We start from the raw sequence: 17478 nt of genomic DNA, 5'->3' as shown, positions 1-17478 counted from the left end.
CCACGCCCATGCGCCCCACCCTGCTCCTGCTGCTGCTTGTCGCCGCCCCTCCGTCCTGGGCGGAGGACCCCGCGTCCACGGCGAAGGCAGCGGAGGGCACGGCCCCCGCGACCCCGGCTCCAGCGACGAAGAAGCCGCGGAAGGCCATCCACCTGGAGGCCATCAAGGTGGAGGGGCGCATCCAGAAGCCGGAGGCCTTCTATTTCCTCGACCGCTCCAAGCCGAGCTTCGACGACCTGAACCGCACCGAGAGCTTCGTGCCCAAGGTGGTCCAGAGCGTGCAGCAGGACCCCTTCTAGCTCCATGTCCCTTCAAACCCGCCCCAAGCTGCTGCGCGTCGGCGTCATCCAGGACGGGCGCATCGTGGAGGAGCACCACCTGCTCCACGACTCCGTCACCATCGGCGAGGACGCGCGCAACACCATCGTCCTGCCCGCGGCGGAGCTGCGGCCCGCGCGCTTCAAGGTGCTGGAGAACCGCGGCCAGCAGTTCCACCTCATCATCGACGAGCACATGCAGGGCCGCGTCAACCTGGGCTCGTCGGACGTGGACTTCGACGCGCTGCGCACCCAGGGTCTGGCCACGCGCCGCGCGGACGACACCTACGACCTGCCCCTCCAGGAGAGCGCCCGCGGCAAGGTGGAGCTGCCGGACGCCACGCTCTTCTTCCACTTCATCCCCGCGCCCCCGGAAGGCGCGAGGCCCGCCCTGCCCCCTGAGCTGAAGGCCAGCCCCTGGCGCACGGTGGACCGGCTCTTCTTCGGCATCCTCCTGGCGATGCTCGCGCTCTATGTGCTGAGCGTCGGGTTCATCGTCGCCCAGCCCGCGCCGGTGGAAGCGGAGGTCGAGCTGGACCAGCTGGAAGACCGCTTCGTGCGCGCCATCATCCCGCCCCAGCCCGCGAAGAAGGACGAGCCCCGGGAGGCCACGGCCGCGAAGGAGAAGAAGCCGGACGAGGCGAAGGCCACGCCGAAGAAGACGGCCGCGGCGGCGACGGCCACGCCCGCCGCCAACCCGGAGGAGCGCCGCCGTCAGCTGGAGGACCGCGTGGCAGGCAGCGGCATCCTCAAGGTGCTGGGCGCCAAGGGCGGCGGGGGCGCCATCGAGAACCTGCTCGGCCAGGACGTGGGCGGCGCGAGTGTCGCCGAAGCCCTCTCGGGGGCGAAGGCCGGCGGGGGCGCGCTCGCGCTGGGCTCCGGCGGGAGCAACGCCATCGCCCATCCCCAGGGCGACACCGGGGGCAAGGTCGCGGCCATCGGCGCGCAGGTGACGCGCGGCGCGGGGGCCGTGGATACCGGTCCCAAGCAGGTCGTCAAGGTGCCCCAGGTCGCGGACGCGGTGCCAGAAGTGGACAGTTCGGAGGTCAGCCCCAAGGACCTGGCGCGCTTCATCCAGCGCATGAAGGCGTCCATCCAGCGCTGCTATGAGAAGGAGCTCAAGCGCGACCCCACCCTCAAGGGCCGGGTCATGGTCCGCTTCAACCTCAAGCCGGACGGCCGCGCAGGCAACATCGAGGTGGACGAATCCACCCTGCGGTCCGAGGGCGTCAGCAGTTGCATCGTCACCACCATCCGCGGCTGGAAGTTCCCTTTCCAACCCAGTGACGACGTCCCCGTCAGCTACCCGTTCATCTTCTCGCCAGGGGAATAGGCTCGACCGTCCGGACCTTCCTGGGGAGCCGGACCCACGGGGAGCACATGGAGAAGCTGGCCGTCATCGCCACATCCCCCCTCTTCGAGATGCTCGCCCCCGCGGAGCTGGCGCGGCTGGCGGAGCTGGCGCGGCTGTACCGCTACACGCACGGGGAGGTGGTCTTCGAGGAGGGCGACCTGGGCGACAGCCTCTTCGTCATCGTCCGGGGCCAGGTGGAGGTGGTGCGCCGGGGGACGGGCAACGGGGTGACGCCGCTCACGGTGCTGGGCCCTCCGGAGTTCTTCGGGGAGATGGGCCTCATCGACAAGGACCACCGCTCCGCCACCGTGCGGGCCCTGGGCGAGGTGGAGCTGCTCCAGCTCACCGCGCAGGATTTGCGCACCTTCCGGTTGGCTCACGCCGACGGCTTCACCTTCATCGTCGTGAACATCGCGCGGAGCCTGTCCGCCCGCCTGCGCGAGGCCAACGCCCGCCTCGCCCCACAGGACTGAGCGCGGGTGGAAACCCGGACTCCCGGGCGGTGGGGCATTGCGTTGACACCCCACCCCCTCGCTCCTACGCTCGACGGCGAAGGTGATAGGGGCCGGAAGGACTCGTGAGGCGCATGCGCACCCTTGGAATGCTCGCCGTGGTCGGGGGAATGCTCCTCCCCGCGATGGCGCTCGCGCAGACGCCCGCGCCGCCGGCCCGCACCTCCCCCGCGGCCCTGGACAAGGCCGGCGAAGTGCCGGACAGCCAGAAGCTGGAGCGCAGCACGCAGGCCCTGGGCGGCATGCGCGAGGCGCTGCGACAGGTGCTGGAGAAGGTGGAGGAGGCGCGGCGCACCAAGGACGTGGTGAAGCTCAACTGCGCCAACGAGAAGCTGACGCAGATCAAGGGCCTCCTGCGCATCTCCGAACAGGCGGACGTGGCCCTCCAGGAGGCCGTCAGCAAGAGCGAGGCGGCGCCCGGAGAGCATGAGTTCACCAAGGTGATGATCGCCCAGCAGAAGGTGGGGCAGCTGCGCTCGGAGGCCGAGGAGTGCATCGGCCAGCTCGCCTTCCGCACCGACGAGAACCTCTTCGTGGAGGTGGAGGAGCCCGACAACCTGCCCGGCGGAGACCCCACGCGTCCCGCCGCGCCGCCGGACCTGATCGTGCGGCCGCCCCCCGCGAGCCCCACCGACTGAGTGCCCGGCTTCCTTCCTGCTCTCACGGTCCCGGCCCCGGACCGTTTGTTCCGGTGGGGAAACCCGCGTGCTATGCCGACTGCCTTGCCTTCCGGATCGCTTCTGACACCGCCTCGGACACCATGACGCAGCCTGGGACATTCCGTCTTGCCCTCGGGGCCCTGGCGCTCGTGGCGCTGCTGCCCCTGACGGCGGCGGCGCAGTCCTTCGCGGGCGGGCGCGCGCCGGGCGGCAATGGCCTCAAGGTGGGCAACGGGCGGCTGCACCCGACGCTGGACCTGGAGACGCGCCTGGACAGCGGCGTGGGCTACTTCCGTCAGGCGGGCACGGGCCCCTTGTCGCCGGACCTGTCCGGGGAGCTGGCGCTGCACATCCGTCCCGGCCTGATGCTGGATGTGCCGTCCCCGAAGCTGGCCATCGCGCTGCGCGGCAACCTGGACTACGTGGCCTACACGGGCCTGCTGACGGCGGGCTCTGGCGCGGCGTCGCACCTGGAGGGCGCTGCGGACCTGGCGCTGCGGTTCAACCAGGAGAGCACGCTGTCCGTGGAGGTCGGCGACGAGCTGACGCGCTCGGACCGCACGCGCACGGTGGCGCTGGGCGCGGGCATCCTGAGCCTCTACAACGAGGCGCGCGCGCGGGCGCAGTGGAAGCCCGGCGGCGGCGCGCTGGAGGTGACGCCGGCGCTGTCGTACGCGATGGAGTTCTTCGAGCCCCTGGGCGGCATGGCCCCGGTGGGCTGCACCGCGACGGAGTGTGATCCGCTCGCCGCCAGCCAGTTCAACTACGGCAACCTGCGCGCGGGCGTGGAGGGCCGCTGGCGCTTCCTGCCGAAGACGGCCGTCATCGTGGACACGGGCGTGGGCTACCGCGGCTACTTCAACGACACCACCACGCCCAGCGCGCTGCTCCTGCATGCCATGGCGGGCGTCGCGGGGCTCGTGTCCCCGCGCATCACCCTGACGGCGAAGGCGGGCTGGAGCCAGAACCTGGGCGCGAGCGGCGGAGGCACCGTGGTAGCGCAGGCGGAGGGCACGTACCTGTGGGGCCCGTCGCTCACCGTGAAGGGCGGCTACCTGCGCGCCTTCGAGCCGGTGGCCTCCTACGGCACCTTCCGCGACGACCGCGTCTACGCGGAGGCCCGCTCGCTCATGGGCGGCCGGCTCGCGCTGCACGCCTCCGGCGGGCTGGACTTCCTCTCCTTCGCGGGCGGCCGGAGCGACACGCTGGTGACGCTGGACCTGGGGCCGGAGTACCAGCTGCGCCCGTGGCTGGTGGGCTCGCTGGGCTACACGCTGGGCACGCGCTCCTCCTCGCTGGGCGCCGCCGGCCTCAACTACACCCGCCACGAAGGCTACGCGCGGATGTCCGTGTCGTACTGAGGCCCGCGCCCATGCGTCCCTCGCGACTCATCCTTCCGGGACTCCTCGCGCTGGTGCTGGCGTGCCACGCGGACACGCGCCCGCCTCCGCCCGCGCCCACGCCCGCCGCCGCGACGGAGGCCGCGAAGACCTCCGGCGGCAACCTGGGGCCGGGGGACGTGGTGGAGGTGCGCGTCTTCCAGGAGCCCGAGCACTCCGGCACCTGGCGCGTGTCGCCGGAAGGCACCATCGACTATCCGCTGTGCGGCAAGGTGGCGCTTTCGGGCCGCACCGCGAGCGCCGCGGCGGACGCGCTGCGCGACTGCCTGGCGCGCTACCTGCGCCACCCGCAGGTGTCGGTGCTGGTGCGGGAGTACAACTCGCAGAAGATCTTCGTCTTCGGGGAGGTGCAGAAGCCCGGCACGTTCCCGGTGGATGGCGAGGTGTCCATCATCCAGGCCATCACCCTGGCGGGCGGCTTCACCAAGCTCGCGGCGAAGAACAACACGCTCGTCACGCGCGTGGTGAACGGGCAGGAGCGCAAGATTCGCGTGCCCGTGGAGGACATCGGCGTGGGCCGCGAGCGCAACTTCCTGCTCCAGGCCGGCGACATCGTCTTCGTGCCGGAGAGCTTCTTCTAGTCCCGCGACGTCCAGCCAATCTCCTCCAGGAACCGCTTCGCCTGGGCCATGAGCTTCGGCGCCAGGTGGGGTCCGCTCGCGAGCACGTCGCCCTTGAGCACGTCGAAGGGCCTCCCGTCGATGTGCACGATGACGCCGCCGGCCTCGGCCACCAGCAGGGCGCCCGCGGCGATGTCCCAGGGCTTGAGGCCGAACTCGAAGTAGCCGTCGAAGCGGCCCGCCGCGACGTACGCCAGGTCCAGCGCGGCGCTGCCGGTGCGGCGCATGCCCTGCGCCAGGAGGATGAGCTGGGTGAAGAGCCCCACGGGCAGGTCCGGGCGCTCGCGCACGTCGTAGGGGAAGCCCGTGCACAGGAGCGAGCGCTCCAGCGTGTCGGTGGGGCTGGCCTTCAGGGGCAGGCCATTGAGCGTGGCGCCCTCGCCCTTCGCGGCGGAGAAGAGCTCGTCGCGCATGGGGTCGTAGACGGCGCCCGCGACCGTGCCCTCCGGCCCCTCCACCGCCACGCTGACGCAGAAGTGCGGCACCTGGTGCGAGTAGTTGGTGGTGCCGTCCAGCGGATCCACGATCCACCGGAAGGTGTCCGAGCCCTGCGACGCGCCGCTCTCCTCCGCGAGGATGGCGTGGTGCGGGTGGCGTTGCCGGAGGAAGTCCAGCAGCGCGGCTTCGGAGGCCCGGTCCGCGTCGGTGACCAGGTCGATGCCGCCCTTGAACTCGATGGTGCGGTGCAGGGGGAAGCGCTCGCGGAGGATGCCGCCGGCCATCCGGGCGCCCTCCTCCGCGGTGAGGCGCAGCGCGGCCGGCGTTTCGGAGTCGTGGGCCATGGGTGCGTTCCCCTTCAGCGTGGTCAGGATGCGGGCTCGGCGAGCAGCTGCTCGATCTCCGTCTGGAACTGCTGGAGGAACTCCTCGGCGAAGCCTTCGTGCACGTGCCGCACGACACCCTTGCGGTCAATCAAGAAGGTGGTGGGCATCAGCCGCACCTTCAGCAGGCGCTCGGACACCAGCGCGTTGGCATCCAGGAGGATGGGCAGCTCCACCTTCGCCTCCTCCAGGAAGGGCGGGATGGCGCGCACGTCCTCGTCCACGTTGAGCGCGTACACCTTGAAGCCGCGCTTGCCGTACTCACGCTGGAGCTGCTCGTACATGGGCAGCGCGTCCTTGCAGGGCTCGCACCACGTGGCCCACACGTCCAGCAGGACGACCTGCCCCCGGTCGCTCTTCAGGTCGTACACGCTGTTGTCCGGGTAGTGCTTCACCTGGAAGGCGAGCGGCTGGCCCGGGCCCTTGCGCGACGACTCCGCGGACGAGGCGCTGGAGCCGCCCGCCGGGGACGAGTCCGTGAGCGGCGGCAGCGGCGAGGGAGACTTCGAGGCACAGCCGGTGGCCAGCAGCAGGGCTCCCAGCGAGGTGACGAACAGGCGGCGCATGGCTCAGGTCCCCTTCCCCGCCCGGGACTTCAGGGCGGCAAGCAGCTTGTCGATGAAGCCCCCGAAGGCGCCGTTGCTCATCACGAGCAGCACGTCGCCGGCCTTCGCTTCGGAGGAGACGCGGTCCACCAGCGTCTGCACGTCGGTGGCGCCGTCCGCGGCGATGCCCTGGGCCTGGAGCGCCTCAATCAGCTTGGGGACGTTGAGCTCCTCGCCCTCGGGCACCTTGTCGTGGCGCTCGGGCACCTTGAGGCTGGCGCGCGAGGCACCCGGGAAGGCGTGCGCGTAGTCCTCCTGGTGGATGTTGCGGCGGCTGGTGTTGGAGCGAGGCTCGAAGATGGCCCACAGGCGCCGGTCCGGGTAGCGGTGGCGGATGGCGGAGAGGGTCTCCCGCACGGCGGTGGGGTGGTGGGCGAAGTCGTCCACCACGAGCACGCCGTCCACGTCCCCGCGCACCTCCTGGCGGCGCTTCACGCCCTGGAAGGTGGAGAGGCCCTGCTGGATTTCGGCGAAGGTGAGGCCCAGGCCGCGCGCGGCGGCGATGACGCCCAGGGCGTTCTCCACGTTGTGCGCGCCGGACATCGGCAGCGTCACGGTGCCCAGGGACTGGCCGCGCTCCACCACGTCGAAGCGGGCGCCCTCCGGGCCGAAGGAGAGGTTCCGGGGCGTGTAGTCCGCGTCCGCGCCCTCCTTCGCCACGTAGGTGATGACCGGCGCGGTGCCGCCCCGAGCGATGCGCACGGCGTTGGGGTACGCGGCGCAGACGACGAGCTGGCCGTCCTGGGGCACCAGCCGCACGAACTTCTCGAACGTGGCCTCGTAGTGGGGCAGGTCGCGGAAGATGTCCGCGTGGTCGAACTCCACGCTGGTGAGGATGGCGGTGCGCGGGCGGTAGTGGAGGAACTTGGAGCCTTTGTCCCAGTAGGCGGTGTCGTACTCGTCGCCTTCGACGACGAAGTGGGGGCCCTTCCCGACGCGGTAGTTGCCCGCGTAGTTCTGGGTGACGCCGCCCACGAGGAAGGAGGGGTCCTTCCCGGCCGCCACCAGCACATGGGCCATGAGCGAGGACGTCGTGGTCTTGCCGTGCGTGCCGGCGACGACGACGGAGTGCGAGCGGTCCAGGAAGAGCGTGCCCAGGGCGGCGGGGAAGCTCATCTGCTGGAGGCCGCGCTCGCGGACGGCGGTGGCCTCCGGGTTCACGCGGCGGATGACGTTGCCGATGATGACCAGGTCCGGGTTCGCCGCGTCCAGGTTGGCGGGCGCGTACGGGGTGCGCACGGGGATGCCCCACGTCCGGAGCATGTCGCTCATGGGCGGGTAGACGTTCTCGTCGCTGCCGGTGACGTCGTAGCCGGCGGCCTTGAGCATGCCGGCGAAGGAGCCCATGCCGGTGCCGGCGACACCCACCAGGTGGATGCGGCGGACGGACTTCGGGTCGAGGGTGTCGAGGACGTTGCCGTTGTCGTCAGCCATGCGTTCCCCTAAGGGGCGGTGTGAAGGTCGAGCGCTTCCACGACGAGCTCGTGGAAGGCGGGGCGGAAGTCGCGGATGCGCAGGTCCTGACGGCCCTGGGCCACGCGGTTGGTGATGAGCGCGACGACGAGCGACCTGCGCAGGTCCACCCAGAGGCTGGTGCCGGTGAAGCCCAGGTGGCCCACCGCGCCGGGCGGCGTGTCGCCGATGAAGCGGCCCGCGCTGGAGTGGCCCTTCGACGGGGAGTCGAAGCCCATGGAGCGGGTGCTGCCCGCCACCAGCGGATCCGTGGCGAGCGCGCGGTGCCACAGGGGACCAGGAGCCAGCGCCGGATGCGTGCCCGCGCAGCCCTCGAGCACGGCCTGGCCGAAGCGGGCCACGTCCACGGCGGTGCCGAAGAGGCCCGCGTGGCCGGCGACGCCGTCCAGCACCCAGGCGTTGTCATCATCGACTTCCGCGGGCCGGGACGGCTGGGAGGGCACGTCCTTCCACAGCGACTCCTGGCCGGGCGCGGGCTCGCGAGGGCGCATGGCGCCGGTGGGCGCGGTGGCGCCGTCCGCGGGGAAGTCGGTGAGGCGGTGGAAGCGGGCCTGGAGGTCCAGCGGCTCCGCGACGTGGCGGGTGAAGAGCACGTCCAGCGGGGCGCCGCCGGCCCGGGCGAGGATGTCGCCCAGGAGGATGAAGCCCACGTCGCTGTACGCGGACCGCGTGCGCACGGGCGCCTCGAGCGGCGTGGCGGCGGCGGCGCGGAGGACCTCGTCGCGGGCCTGGGCGCGGACACTCGCGGGACAGGCGGCGTCGAGCAGCTCCGGGTGGGCCTTGAGGGCGTCGGAGAAGAACGGGACGAAGGGGGGCAGGCCGGAGCGGTGGTAGAGCAGGTCCGCGACGGTGACGCCCGCGTCGCCCGCGGGCGAGCCGGGGAAGAAGCGGGACACGAGCGTGTCGGGGCCCACCTTGCCGTCGGTCCACAGGCGCAGGAAGAGCGCGGTGGTGGAGAGGACCTTGGTGAGGGAGGCGAGGTCGAAGCGCGTGTCGCCCTTCACGTGACCGGCGACGCCGCCGAAGACCTGCATGCCCTTGTGGAGCACCACGGCCTGGGCGGAGGGGAAGATGCCCAGCTCCACGCCGTCATCGAGCACGGCCTGGAGGTTGGCGATGGGATGCGAGCTCATCCGGGGCTCACCGCGCCTTCGAGGAACGTGAGGCGCGCGGCGTCCGCGTCCAGGCGCACGTGGGTACCCAGGGCGACGGGGTAGTTGATGGGCCCGTGGCCGATGGGGAAGCCCGCGGCGCAGGGGATGTTGGCGTCCCGGGCCAGCTCGCGGAGCACGTCGGCGCTGGAGTACGGCGCATCCTTCTCCTCGCAGGCGGTGAAATCGCCCAGGACGATGCCGCGCACGCGGGAGAAGACGCCGGCCAGGCGCAGGTGGGTCCACATGCGGTCGATGCGGTAGGGGCGCTCGGTGACGTCCTCCAGGAGGAGCACGGCGCCATCGAGCGGCGGCATGTAGGGCGTGCCCAGGAGCCGGGAGAAGACGGACAGGTTGCCGCCCACGAGGACGCCCTCGGCGGTGCCAGGGACGTAGGTGGCGTTGCCGGACAGGGGCGGCGGCGCCTCCGGCGATTCGAGGAGGCGGAAGAAGGACTCGTGGATCTGGGGTGACTGGCGGCCCAGCTGGGTGAGGACGGGCGCGTGGAGGGAGACGCGGTGGAGCGCCTGGAGCGCGCAGTGGATGGACGTCAGGTCGGAGAAGCCGGTGAAGGCGAGAGGGCCGGCCTTGTCCAGGGGGAGCGCGGGGAGGAGGCGCGAGCTGCCATAGCCGCCCCGGGCGCAGAAGATGGCGCGGGCGGAGCGGTCGAGGAACGCGTGGGACAGCTCCTCCTGGCGGCGGGAGTCGTCTCCGGCGAGGTAGCGGTGCGAGGCGCCGATGTCGGGCCGGACCACGGGGGAGTAGCGCTCGGAGAGGAGCCGGAGGCCGGCCTCGAAGGGGGCCTGTTCGAAGGGGCCCGCGGGGGCGACCACGTGCACCGTGTCGCGGGGGCGGAGCGGAAGGGGCTTGAGCCAACGCACGCCGCGCTTCATAGCACCCGGGGCGGAGGCGACACGGTGATTCAGGGGGGCGGGAGGTCGAAGCGTTGAGTACCGCTGGCCGGCGGAACGAGGCTCCGTGGAGCGCTCGGCCGCCTGCCGGCCGTGAGCGTGGGCGCCCTACCCCGCCGCCCCGCGTTCGAGCACGGCGGCGAAGAAGCCATCCGTGCCGTGACGATGGGGCGTGACGAGGAGGAAGCCGTCCTGGACGCAGGCGGGCGGAAGCCATCCGGCGCCGGGCTGGACCCAGTGGAAGTCGGGCCGGGAGCGGAGGAAGTCCGCGACGACGTCCTGGTTCTCCGCGCGGTTGACGGTGCAGGTCGCGTAGACGACGCGGCCGCCGGGGCGCACGCAGGCGGCGGCGAGGGCCAGGATGTCACGCTGGGTGGAGGTGAACCGGGAGAGGGAGTCCGGGGTGAGCCGGAAGCGGAGATCCGGGCCCCGGCGGAGCGAGCCCAGCTCGGAGCAGGGCACGTCGGCGAGGACGCGGTCGGCGCCGAGGCCCGCGGAGGGCGGAGTCCGGAGCACCTGGACGCGGGTGAGTCCGGCGCGGGAGGCGCGTTGCTGGAGCCGGTCCAGCCGCTCCGCATCCGGGTCATAGGCCATGAGCCGGCCCGAGTTCTCCATGGAGGCCCCCAGTTGGAGCGTCTTGCCCCCTGCTCCGGCGCACAGGTCCAGCACCGTCTCGCCGGGCCGGGCCTCCACGAGGAGCCCGAGGAGCTGGCTGCCCTCGTCCTGGACCTCGAACAGGCCCTCGCGAAGGGATGGCAGGGCGTAGAGGTTCGGGCGGGGCCCATCGACATGGAGTGCGAGCGGACTCCAGGCGCCGGGACGGGTCGCGACGCCTTCGGAGGACAGGCGCGCGGCGAGGGCGTCCCGGGAGAGGCGGGCTGGGTTCACCCGGAGGGTGATGGGGCCTGGGACGTTGAGGTGGGCGCAGAAGGCTTCGGCCTCCGGGCCCAGTTCACGAGTGAGGTGGTCCGCGAGCCAGTCCGGCAGGGAGGCCCGGAGGGCCAGTGACGGCGGTGTGTCCGTGCGCAGCGGCACGGGAGCGTCCAGTCCGGCCCAGGCCGCGGCCTCCGGGGCGGGAACGCCCCCCAGTCCATGCAGGAGCGCGAAGAGGAGCTGGGAGGGCGAGGCGTCCGGCGCGTCCAGGAGGAACCCCAGCCGGCGGCGCCAGAGGCCGACGTTGAAGACGGCCTCCTTCAGGGCCCGGCGCCCGTCGCGGGTCAGGTCTCGGTGGGAGCGCAGGGTCCGGTCAAGGACGCGCTCGGCGGGGTCCCCCGAGAGGACCCGGCCAAGGGCATCGGACGCGATGGGAGCGAGTCCACGCAGGGCCGACCAGGGCTGCGAGGAAAGTCGGGAGATGGGATCGAACAGGACAGTTGACAGGGCAGGCTCGGTTCTCTAGAAATCGCGTCCGTCACGGCAGCACGCCGCCGCGACGGGACATATTCCCCGATAGCTCAGCTGGTAGAGCGGGTGACTGTTAATCACCATGTCCGTGGTTCGAGTCCACGTCGGGGAGCTACTTGAAGGGTCCTACCAACCGGTAGGGCCCTTTTTGTTTAACACGGGCCTCGCGATGACATCGCGGGGCCTTCGTGCTTAAGCCGCTGAATCCCAAGGGATTTTTCCTCGCGGTGCTGAAGAGGGCGCTCTCAGCTCTCTATCCCGCAGAGCGAGATGCCCCCTCTTCTCCGCCACCGACTGGGCTCTCTGGAGCGCTCTTTCACCCGCTTTGGGGAGAGAGAGGCCGAGAGCGGTTAACAGTTTTGTTAACCACCGCAGGCAGCCGACTCTGACAATCCAGGGCTTTCGATGTCGTACCTTCCAGGGTTGCTTCGCTTCCCTGTCTCCAGGACGACTCGGAGCCTTTCGGCGACGGATTGGCCCCTTGTGGCTGTTAACCGAGAGAGCGAAACGCGGCGGGCACTTACCGGGTGCTCGCGATTTCGCCGCGCGGCACAGGCGCTCCGAAACGGCTCTCAGACTGTCTCGGCCGCGCTTCTCGACCAGCCCAGCCCCCTTTTCCCCGCCTCTCTGCTCTTGCTCGCGCGGGCTGTAGCGGGTCCGAAGGGGAGCTTCTGGGCAGGGGAAGACAGCCCGAGGATGCGCCGACGTTGGCCCTCTCCTGTGCTGAGCCTTCCAGTGGCCCGCGCAGAAGTCCGCCGCGACCGGCCCACGACGGCCCCACTGATCTGCTTGGGCGGGGCTGCGCTGCCCCGCGAGGGGCAGCGCGTGAACGAGCACCAGCCGCGTGGACAGCAACAGCAGCCACGGCTCCCCCGAGAAGCCTCGCGCCAGGCGCGCCGCCCGAAGGTGCCAGGAACAAGTTCGCTGACCATGTCCTCTCAACCTTGAGACGCACGTTGCAAATGACCAGCCTAAGCTCCTGCCTTCGCTAGGGGTTGCCAACGGCCCCGGCTGAGGCAGAGACAGGCGGCGCGCCTAAATCGGCTGTTGTATTGGGAGCGCCGGCCACTAGGGTCCCGGCCTTTTTCTTCTCCACCAAGAGTTGCTGAAGCGCCTCGCCAAACTCTTTTCGCTTGGCGACCTGGTCTGACCCTCCTCGTTCCAGATAGACCTTGCTTACTTCTGCCAAGCAAACCTTCAACAGCGCATCGTCGAGCCTCTGTAGGTCCAAAGCAGCAACCACTTGCGCCTTGGGACTCGGGACACCGGCCAGATGAGCCACAACATACATGGCAAGATGAAACTTCACGTTATTGCGATGAAGCAGTGCCAACTCATTCGGATGCGCCCTCAAATAGGCCTCGGCGATCCGCATAACATTCACACAGACAAGAAAAACCGACAAGGGAAAGCTAGGATCGAAGACCCTCGCATAGTCAGCATTGCTCTTTAAAAGCGACGACGGCTTACCTCGCGAGTTGTGAGGATCTTGGACGACTATAGCCATCACTGCTTGTGCCAAGTACGGGATGCTGACAATCTTCTCCAGAGGCTTTCCTTCGTTCTTGTAGAAGTTCTTTCGCCTGTCGTAGTACAGCCCGCGCGAAAGAAAGTACTCCTCAATATCTCGCTGAACCTTGTCGGTAGCCCGAAGAGATGCCGACGGCATTTGGTTCTGACTGTTGGTTGCCTTGATTATTCGATCACGACCAGCGACGTCATTAGACACGAAGACACGGACGAGCACGTTACGGCTATCGCCTGCTTCGGCACGGCCCTTGAAAAAGCCATAAACCTCAGTCGACGTCTGAAGCCCATTCACGACCTGAGGATCCTGGACCGTCAGCACCTTTCCACCACTCAAAGCTACCTTTGACGCAAGAATCGTAATTCCATTGTTCAACCACCAGAAATCTTCGGATGGGGTGCCGAGGGAACTCCGGATCCCTTCGTTGACCTCTGTGCTCCCTTGATAGTCACGGACGTTCGCCTCGAAAAGGTGCCTCCGCAGCCGACCTGCATCATCCGTGATGAAATTGTAATAGCTCGAAAGGCGTACCAAGCAGAGAAACCCTTCCGAGCCAGCAGAAATGGGGTTCTCCGCAAGAGTAAGTCCGAAAGAAGTTGGAGCTGTCTTTCGAGCAAGCGCCAACAACCTGGATGCATTGACGAACTCCGTTGTGCATTCCACTCCAGACAGCGCATCTTGCACGGCTTGAACGATGCCGGCGGTCTTGCGTGAAACGTTGGGGTGGACCTGATCGCCGCGGGAGGCGTAGTAGAACGAGATCTTGAGAGTCGGGAACCGCGGCGCCAACTCAGTGTAGGTCGTCCTGAAGAGGTCGAACGCGGCTAACACCTCTTCATTGTATACGCTTCCCAGCGATTTGAGCGGACGGTCGAATCGAAGCGCGTCTTCCAGCGCAGCGCGAGCCTTGTTGAGAGGCTCCTCTTCGAACGAGGCGGTGGTCTTGGATTGGATGATGACCCACTCAAGCGCAATATTCTTCTTGAGTGCATCCAAGTCTGTGTCGTCTTGTACCAACTCCCCATTGGCAAAGAGGTAGATGGCGTCCAGACCACCATCTCCACCGCTGTCTGTGATGCCTCCGCTGAGCTCATCGTACGAAAGATCATATTCCTTGAGGATCTGCTCCGCCGCAAAGAGTTCGAAAAACTCCGAAGGCCCCAGCTCGGGAGCTAGATCCACTCGTCTCTTATTGAGAATCTCGTCCAGTAGTACCTGATCGTTATGGGCCATGCCGGGCTCCTTATATCGAAGCGATGATCGACGATCGAGGTTCATAACTCAAGATTAGCCAAGCAGTTTGTGCAAGCGCCTGAAGCGACTCGGTGCCGCTTGGCTGAATTCGTCTATACGGGGTACCGACCGACACCGGATGGCTGGTGTAGCCCTGTGCCTTCCCAAAATTCGGTCGCTGCGTCACGGGTGCGTCAAGGCCACATTGGGCAGTGCGTCAAGGTGAGTGAGCGAGGCGCCGACACAGCCATACCCAAGATGATTGGATACACCTCGGCCGACGCGGACTGCTTGGTGCATGTGGCCCCTCCCACAAAGTGGCGCTTCCTCACTTTGGACTGCGCGCCAGCCGACACGGCCTGGTGCACAAAGAGTTCCAGCTCCAAACCAGGGCCGTCACCGCTCCGCCTCGAGAAAGAACTGCGTGAGCGAGTAGTCCAGCAGCGACTGGCGGGACTGCATGTACCGGCGGGCACGGAGGAAGGGCAGCCAGACGCGCTTCCCAATGCGCACCTGGAACTCCTCCATCTTTGCCCGCAGTACCCACGTCCCGCCCAGTCGCTGCACCAGCACGTCTGCCAAGTAGGGGGAGCTACCCAAGTTTCGGTCCACTACGTCATGAGGGCGCCAAGGTCCCGGTAGGTTTCGCGTCACTACAAGGGCAAGAGGCGAGCACGAGGTCGTCATCGACTCGTTCTGCCTGCCGAGACGACGACTCCCTTCGATGAGGGAGCTCCCTCCAATGCCGGACTGTCGCGGACTAAAGGCGGCGTCAAGCGTCACGGCTCTTGCAGCTTTTGCGCGCCCTCCATGCTCGGCTCCCATTCATGATCGCTCGACCTCTTCTCGGAACACTGCCTCGAAGTGTAAGCTCCAAGACCGTACCAACTGGAGAGCGGCCTGAAGCACCAGACGAGGGGGGAGAGAATGTCCCAGCTATTGTACTCCGCAATCCTAGCACTGGCCCTCTCAACAAGTGCGTACGCACAAACCCCAGCCGAGGCAGAGCGACGCGAAAACCTGAGGATGTGCCTTGATGGCAGATACCCGAGCCTCTGCCACAAGGCCCTGCTGACGCAGTCGGAGCGCGCCCAGGTTGACGAGGCAGAGCGGCGCGAAAACCTGAGGATGTGCCTTGATGGCAGATACCCGAGCCTCTGCCACAAGGCCCTGCTGACGCAGTCGGAGCGCGCCCAGGTTGACGAGGCAGAGCGGCGCGAAAACCTGAGGATGTGCCTTGATGGCAGATACCCGAGCCTCTGCCACAAGGCCCTGCTGACGCAGTCGGAGCGCGCCCAGGTTGACGAGGCAGAGCGGCGCGAAAACCTGAGGATGTGCCTTGATGGCAGATACCCGAGCCTCTGCCACAAGGCCCTGCTGACGCAGTCGGAGCGCGCCCAGGTTGACGAGGCAGAGCGGCAAGCAAAGCTTACAAGTCCGAAGCCTCATCAGGACTCCCAGGGCAGCAATGGAAACAATCGCAGGGGAACATCGCGCAGCAACTATGGATATGGCAGCGGCGGATGCGGGAGCCGCGGCGGCCCCGGCTGGCGCAGACCGGATGGCAAGTGCGCCAGTTGGCGTGATTAGCGCGACGGTCTCCAGACACTGAGTCAGGAGCGCGTCAAGGCCGGATTCGGCAGCGCGTCAACGCGAGTGAGCGAGGCGCCGGTGAGGCCGTCGTCATGACAGGCACGGTCGAGAGGACGCCAGCAGACGAGGAGACCGCTGAGAAGACGCACTCTCGCCGGCTCCATGCATGAGTCCCCCATTACGCGAATACGGCACCGCAGGCTGCGCGCCAGGCGACACCGCTTGGCGCGCAAGGAGTGACAGCTCCAAGTCAGCCCCGGTGCCGCTCCGCCTCCTTGAAGAACTGGGTGAGCGAGTAGTCTAGCAGCGACTGGCGGGACTGCATGTACCGGCGGGCTCGGAGGAAGGGCAGCCAGACGCGATTGCCCACCCGCACCTGGGACTCCTCCAGCTTCTGCCGCGGCACCCATGTGCCCCCCAGCCGCCGCACCAGCACGCCGCCCAGGAAGGCCCCGAGAGCCGGAGCAGTGTGCTCGTCGATGAGGTCTCGCTCATACCGCTCCGGGAAGTTCTCCCGCCAGAAGTAGAAGTCGAGGTCAGTGAGGGACTCAGGTGTCGCTTCGAAGATGCTGGGCACTTTGGTATGCAGCGCAGCTACGAGGCTCTCGGCCAGGTCGCCGTAGTAGCTGCGGACGCGCTCTTGATTCTCCACATCTGCAGGAAGGCCGACCGGGAGCCACTCCTCCGGCTCCGGTGGCCGAAAGGCGTTGAACTCGGCGATCTTCCGTTGCCGCTCGCTGATGGCGAACTCGTCTGGCAGCCGCGAAAGGAAAGGCGCCACGTCGGGGTGAAAGCGCGGCTCGACGGGGACGAGTGCGGCGCTGCGCTCTTTCAGCGTGCGTAGCACCGTATCGAAGTCGAGGTCCGGCCGAAGGTGGACGTGGGCTCGGGCCTGGGCCACGCGAGCCTCCTCACTGGCGAAGTCGGCGGCGGAAGGCCGTAGCACCAGGAGGACGGAACCGTTGGGAAGTTCCTCCACGAGGTGAGCAGGCGTCGAGAGCATCCGTTCTCGGCCTACGGACTCCACCAGCTTCGGACCGAAGATGTTCAGCCAGCACACCTCGTAGACCTTGTCGAAGCCATCCCTACGAGACACCTCAGCTTCTCGGCCGAAATGGGGGAAGCCCGCCAACTCACGGTCCGCCATACTGTGGGCCGAAGCATACGGAGTCGGGTAGTGGATGGCCCACGTCCGGACCATTTCGATGAAGCTTCGGCACTCCTCTGTCTCAGAGAAGAGCGAGAGGGGCTTCACGTCGATCCATATTCGTAGCTTCGGGGCGAGAGGGGGGAATCGAAGACTGAGCGTCATATCCAACTCAGGCGAGTGCGCACGAAAGAGTCCAATGGACGTGCTGTTCTCGTCGCGACGTTCCTTCAGTGCCTCCCAAACAGCCTCACGAGAGAATCTTCGCCTGCGCTTTCCCCTAACAACATCTGGCATCCACTTACCAGAACAGGCGGCGAGGGCCTGAAGGAAGGGCTCCACCCCATGCTCGACTTCGGCCATCTGGTCGAAGGTTCCTTCGTATGAGAACAGGAAGTTGTCATCAACACTTGAGCCGTGAGCATCCAGCACTTTCATTGGACCATCACCTCCACCCCAATGACCTTTTCCTGTGCTTCGCTCATAGCTGCCTCCAACGTCTCTGCCTTCTTGGGCTTGAGTCCTCCACCCTCATATACGAGCCGGACTCTTTGGACCTGCGTGCTCTGTCGTATCCCTTTCCGCAGGATCTCCAGCTTCCCCCCGTAATACCTCAGCGCGTTCCGCGCATCCGTAGTCATCTGCGCGACGAGTGCATCATTATCCAGAAGCTCACTACTACGGCACCTACTCCTACGGCGGCCTCAAGAATCTGCTGCGCCAGGGCCTCGACTTGCTGCCGCTGCCCCT

The 17478-nt window shown here is 67.8% G+C and carries 15 protein-coding genes, 1 tRNA gene and 1 pseudogene; 8 read left to right on the top strand and 9 right to left on the bottom strand.

Features of this window, described 5'->3' with window-relative positions:
- Positions 1–8 precede the first annotated feature (8 nt).
- The 6 genes from GTY96_RS32110 (at position 9) to GTY96_RS32085 (ending at position 4823) form a co-directional block, all read left to right on the top strand.
- Positions 9–299: a hypothetical protein gene (locus tag GTY96_RS32110; protein ID WP_161666710.1), complete on the top strand. Its 291-nt coding sequence runs from the start codon at positions 9–11 to the stop codon at positions 297–299.
- A gap of 4 nt (positions 300–303) precedes the next feature.
- Positions 304–1650, top strand: coding sequence for an AgmX/PglI C-terminal domain-containing protein (locus GTY96_RS32105; protein WP_161666709.1), 1347 nt, complete (start codon positions 304–306; stop codon positions 1648–1650).
- A gap of 47 nt (positions 1651–1697) precedes the next feature.
- Positions 1698–2144, top strand: coding sequence for a cyclic nucleotide-binding domain-containing protein (locus GTY96_RS32100; RefSeq protein ID WP_143899027.1), 447 nt, complete (start codon positions 1698–1700; stop codon positions 2142–2144).
- Positions 2145–2257: 113 nt separating this feature from the next.
- Positions 2258–2821, top strand: a complete 564-nt coding sequence (locus GTY96_RS32095) for a hypothetical protein (protein WP_161666708.1) — start codon at positions 2258–2260, stop codon at positions 2819–2821.
- Positions 2822–2943: 122 nt separating this feature from the next.
- Complete coding sequence (locus GTY96_RS32090; protein ID WP_161666707.1) at positions 2944–4203, top strand: hypothetical protein; 1260 nt, start codon at positions 2944–2946, stop codon at positions 4201–4203.
- An 11-nt stretch (positions 4204–4214) separates the two neighbouring features.
- Positions 4215–4823: a polysaccharide biosynthesis/export family protein gene (locus GTY96_RS32085; RefSeq protein WP_143899024.1), complete on the top strand. Its 609-nt coding sequence runs from the start codon at positions 4215–4217 to the stop codon at positions 4821–4823.
- Here GTY96_RS32085 and GTY96_RS32080 read toward each other — a convergent pair.
- The 6 genes from GTY96_RS32080 to GTY96_RS32055 all read right to left on the bottom strand — a co-directional run bounded on the left by GTY96_RS32080 (position 4820) and on the right by GTY96_RS32055 (position 11128).
- Positions 4820–5644: an inositol monophosphatase family protein gene (locus tag GTY96_RS32080; RefSeq protein ID WP_143899023.1), complete on the bottom strand. Its 825-nt coding sequence runs from the start codon at positions 5642–5644 to the stop codon at positions 4820–4822. The genes GTY96_RS32085 and GTY96_RS32080 overlap by 4 nt on opposite strands.
- A 23-nt stretch (positions 5645–5667) precedes the next feature.
- Positions 5668–6249 (bottom strand): TlpA family protein disulfide reductase, encoded by a 582-nt coding sequence (locus tag GTY96_RS32075; protein WP_161666706.1) that lies wholly within the window; start codon positions 6247–6249, stop codon positions 5668–5670.
- Positions 6250–6252: 3 nt separating this feature from the next.
- Positions 6253–7722 (bottom strand): UDP-N-acetylmuramate:L-alanyl-gamma-D-glutamyl-meso-diaminopimelate ligase, encoded by a 1470-nt coding sequence (gene mpl / locus GTY96_RS32070; protein ID WP_161666705.1) that lies wholly within the window; start codon positions 7720–7722, stop codon positions 6253–6255.
- A gap of 8 nt (positions 7723–7730) precedes the next feature.
- On the bottom strand, positions 7731–8894 hold the full coding sequence (locus GTY96_RS32065; protein ID WP_161666704.1) for a serine hydrolase domain-containing protein: 1164 nt from the start codon (positions 8892–8894) through the stop codon (positions 7731–7733).
- Positions 8891–9805: a S66 peptidase family protein gene (locus GTY96_RS32060; RefSeq protein ID WP_161666703.1), complete on the bottom strand. Its 915-nt coding sequence runs from the start codon at positions 9803–9805 to the stop codon at positions 8891–8893. Before GTY96_RS32060 ends, GTY96_RS32065 begins: the two co-directional genes overlap by 4 nt.
- A gap of 126 nt (positions 9806–9931) precedes the next feature.
- Complete coding sequence (locus GTY96_RS32055; RefSeq protein ID WP_328701083.1) at positions 9932–11128, bottom strand: RsmB/NOP family class I SAM-dependent RNA methyltransferase; 1197 nt, start codon at positions 11126–11128, stop codon at positions 9932–9934.
- A 138-nt stretch (positions 11129–11266) separates the two neighbouring features.
- Between GTY96_RS32055 and GTY96_RS32050 the strand changes: the two genes are divergently transcribed.
- A tRNA-Asn gene (locus GTY96_RS32050) sits at positions 11267–11339 on the top strand.
- Positions 11340–12215: 876 nt separating this feature from the next.
- Here GTY96_RS32050 and GTY96_RS32045 read toward each other — a convergent pair.
- Both GTY96_RS32045 and GTY96_RS32040 read right to left on the bottom strand, forming a co-directional pair.
- Positions 12216–13988 (bottom strand): AIPR family protein, encoded by a 1773-nt coding sequence (locus tag GTY96_RS32045; protein ID WP_161666702.1) that lies wholly within the window; start codon positions 13986–13988, stop codon positions 12216–12218.
- 396 nt (positions 13989–14384) lie between these two features.
- Positions 14385–14573: pseudogene (locus GTY96_RS32040) on the bottom strand (hypothetical protein); the annotation flags it as partial.
- Between the two features lie 342 nt (positions 14574–14915).
- Between GTY96_RS32040 and GTY96_RS32035 the strand changes: the two are divergent.
- Positions 14916–15578 carry a hypothetical protein gene (locus GTY96_RS32035; protein WP_161666700.1) on the top strand — a complete coding sequence of 221 codons (663 nt, stop codon included), beginning with the start codon at positions 14916–14918 and terminating at the stop codon, positions 15576–15578.
- A 253-nt stretch (positions 15579–15831) separates the two neighbouring features.
- Here GTY96_RS32035 and GTY96_RS32030 read toward each other — a convergent pair whose 3' ends face one another.
- Positions 15832–17166, bottom strand: a complete 1335-nt coding sequence (locus GTY96_RS32030; protein ID WP_161666699.1) for a hypothetical protein — start codon at positions 17164–17166, stop codon at positions 15832–15834.
- Positions 17167–17478 lie beyond the last annotated feature (312 nt).

The organism is Corallococcus silvisoli (assembly GCF_009909145.1).
Lineage (GTDB): Bacteria > Myxococcota > Myxococcia > Myxococcales > Myxococcaceae > Corallococcus > Corallococcus silvisoli.
The sequence above is the reverse complement of the archived record's forward strand: the minus strand, read 5'-3'. Positions and strand labels throughout refer to the sequence as shown.

Excerpts from the sequence above, each read along its gene's own strand:
- GTY96_RS32110 (WP_161666710.1), top strand. The coding sequence starts at position 9 with ATGCGCCCCACCCTGCTCCTGCTGCTGCTTGTCGCCGCCCCTCCGTCC.
- GTY96_RS32105 (WP_161666709.1), top strand. The coding sequence starts at position 304 with ATGTCCCTTCAAACCCGCCCCAAGCTGCTGCGCGTCGGCGTCATCCAG.
- GTY96_RS32100 (WP_143899027.1), top strand. The coding sequence starts at position 1,698 with ATGGAGAAGCTGGCCGTCATCGCCACATCCCCCCTCTTCGAGATGCTC.
- GTY96_RS32095 (WP_161666708.1), top strand. The coding sequence starts at position 2,258 with ATGCGCACCCTTGGAATGCTCGCCGTGGTCGGGGGAATGCTCCTCCCC.
- GTY96_RS32090 (WP_161666707.1), top strand. The coding sequence starts at position 2,944 with ATGACGCAGCCTGGGACATTCCGTCTTGCCCTCGGGGCCCTGGCGCTC.
- GTY96_RS32085 (WP_143899024.1), top strand. The coding sequence starts at position 4,215 with ATGCGTCCCTCGCGACTCATCCTTCCGGGACTCCTCGCGCTGGTGCTG.
- GTY96_RS32080 (WP_143899023.1), bottom strand. The coding sequence starts at position 5,644 with ATGGCCCACGACTCCGAAACGCCGGCCGCGCTGCGCCTCACCGCGGAG.
- GTY96_RS32075 (WP_161666706.1), bottom strand. The coding sequence starts at position 6,249 with ATGCGCCGCCTGTTCGTCACCTCGCTGGGAGCCCTGCTGCTGGCCACC.
- mpl (WP_161666705.1), bottom strand. The coding sequence starts at position 7,722 with ATGGCTGACGACAACGGCAACGTCCTCGACACCCTCGACCCGAAGTCC.
- GTY96_RS32065 (WP_161666704.1), bottom strand. The coding sequence starts at position 8,894 with ATGAGCTCGCATCCCATCGCCAACCTCCAGGCCGTGCTCGATGACGGC.
- GTY96_RS32060 (WP_161666703.1), bottom strand. The coding sequence starts at position 9,805 with ATGAAGCGCGGCGTGCGTTGGCTCAAGCCCCTTCCGCTCCGCCCCCGC.
- GTY96_RS32045 (WP_161666702.1), bottom strand. The coding sequence starts at position 13,988 with ATGGCCCATAACGATCAGGTACTACTGGACGAGATTCTCAATAAGAGA.
- GTY96_RS32035 (WP_161666700.1), top strand. The coding sequence starts at position 14,916 with ATGTCCCAGCTATTGTACTCCGCAATCCTAGCACTGGCCCTCTCAACA.
- GTY96_RS32030 (WP_161666699.1), bottom strand. The coding sequence starts at position 17,166 with ATGAAAGTGCTGGATGCTCACGGCTCAAGTGTTGATGACAACTTCCTG.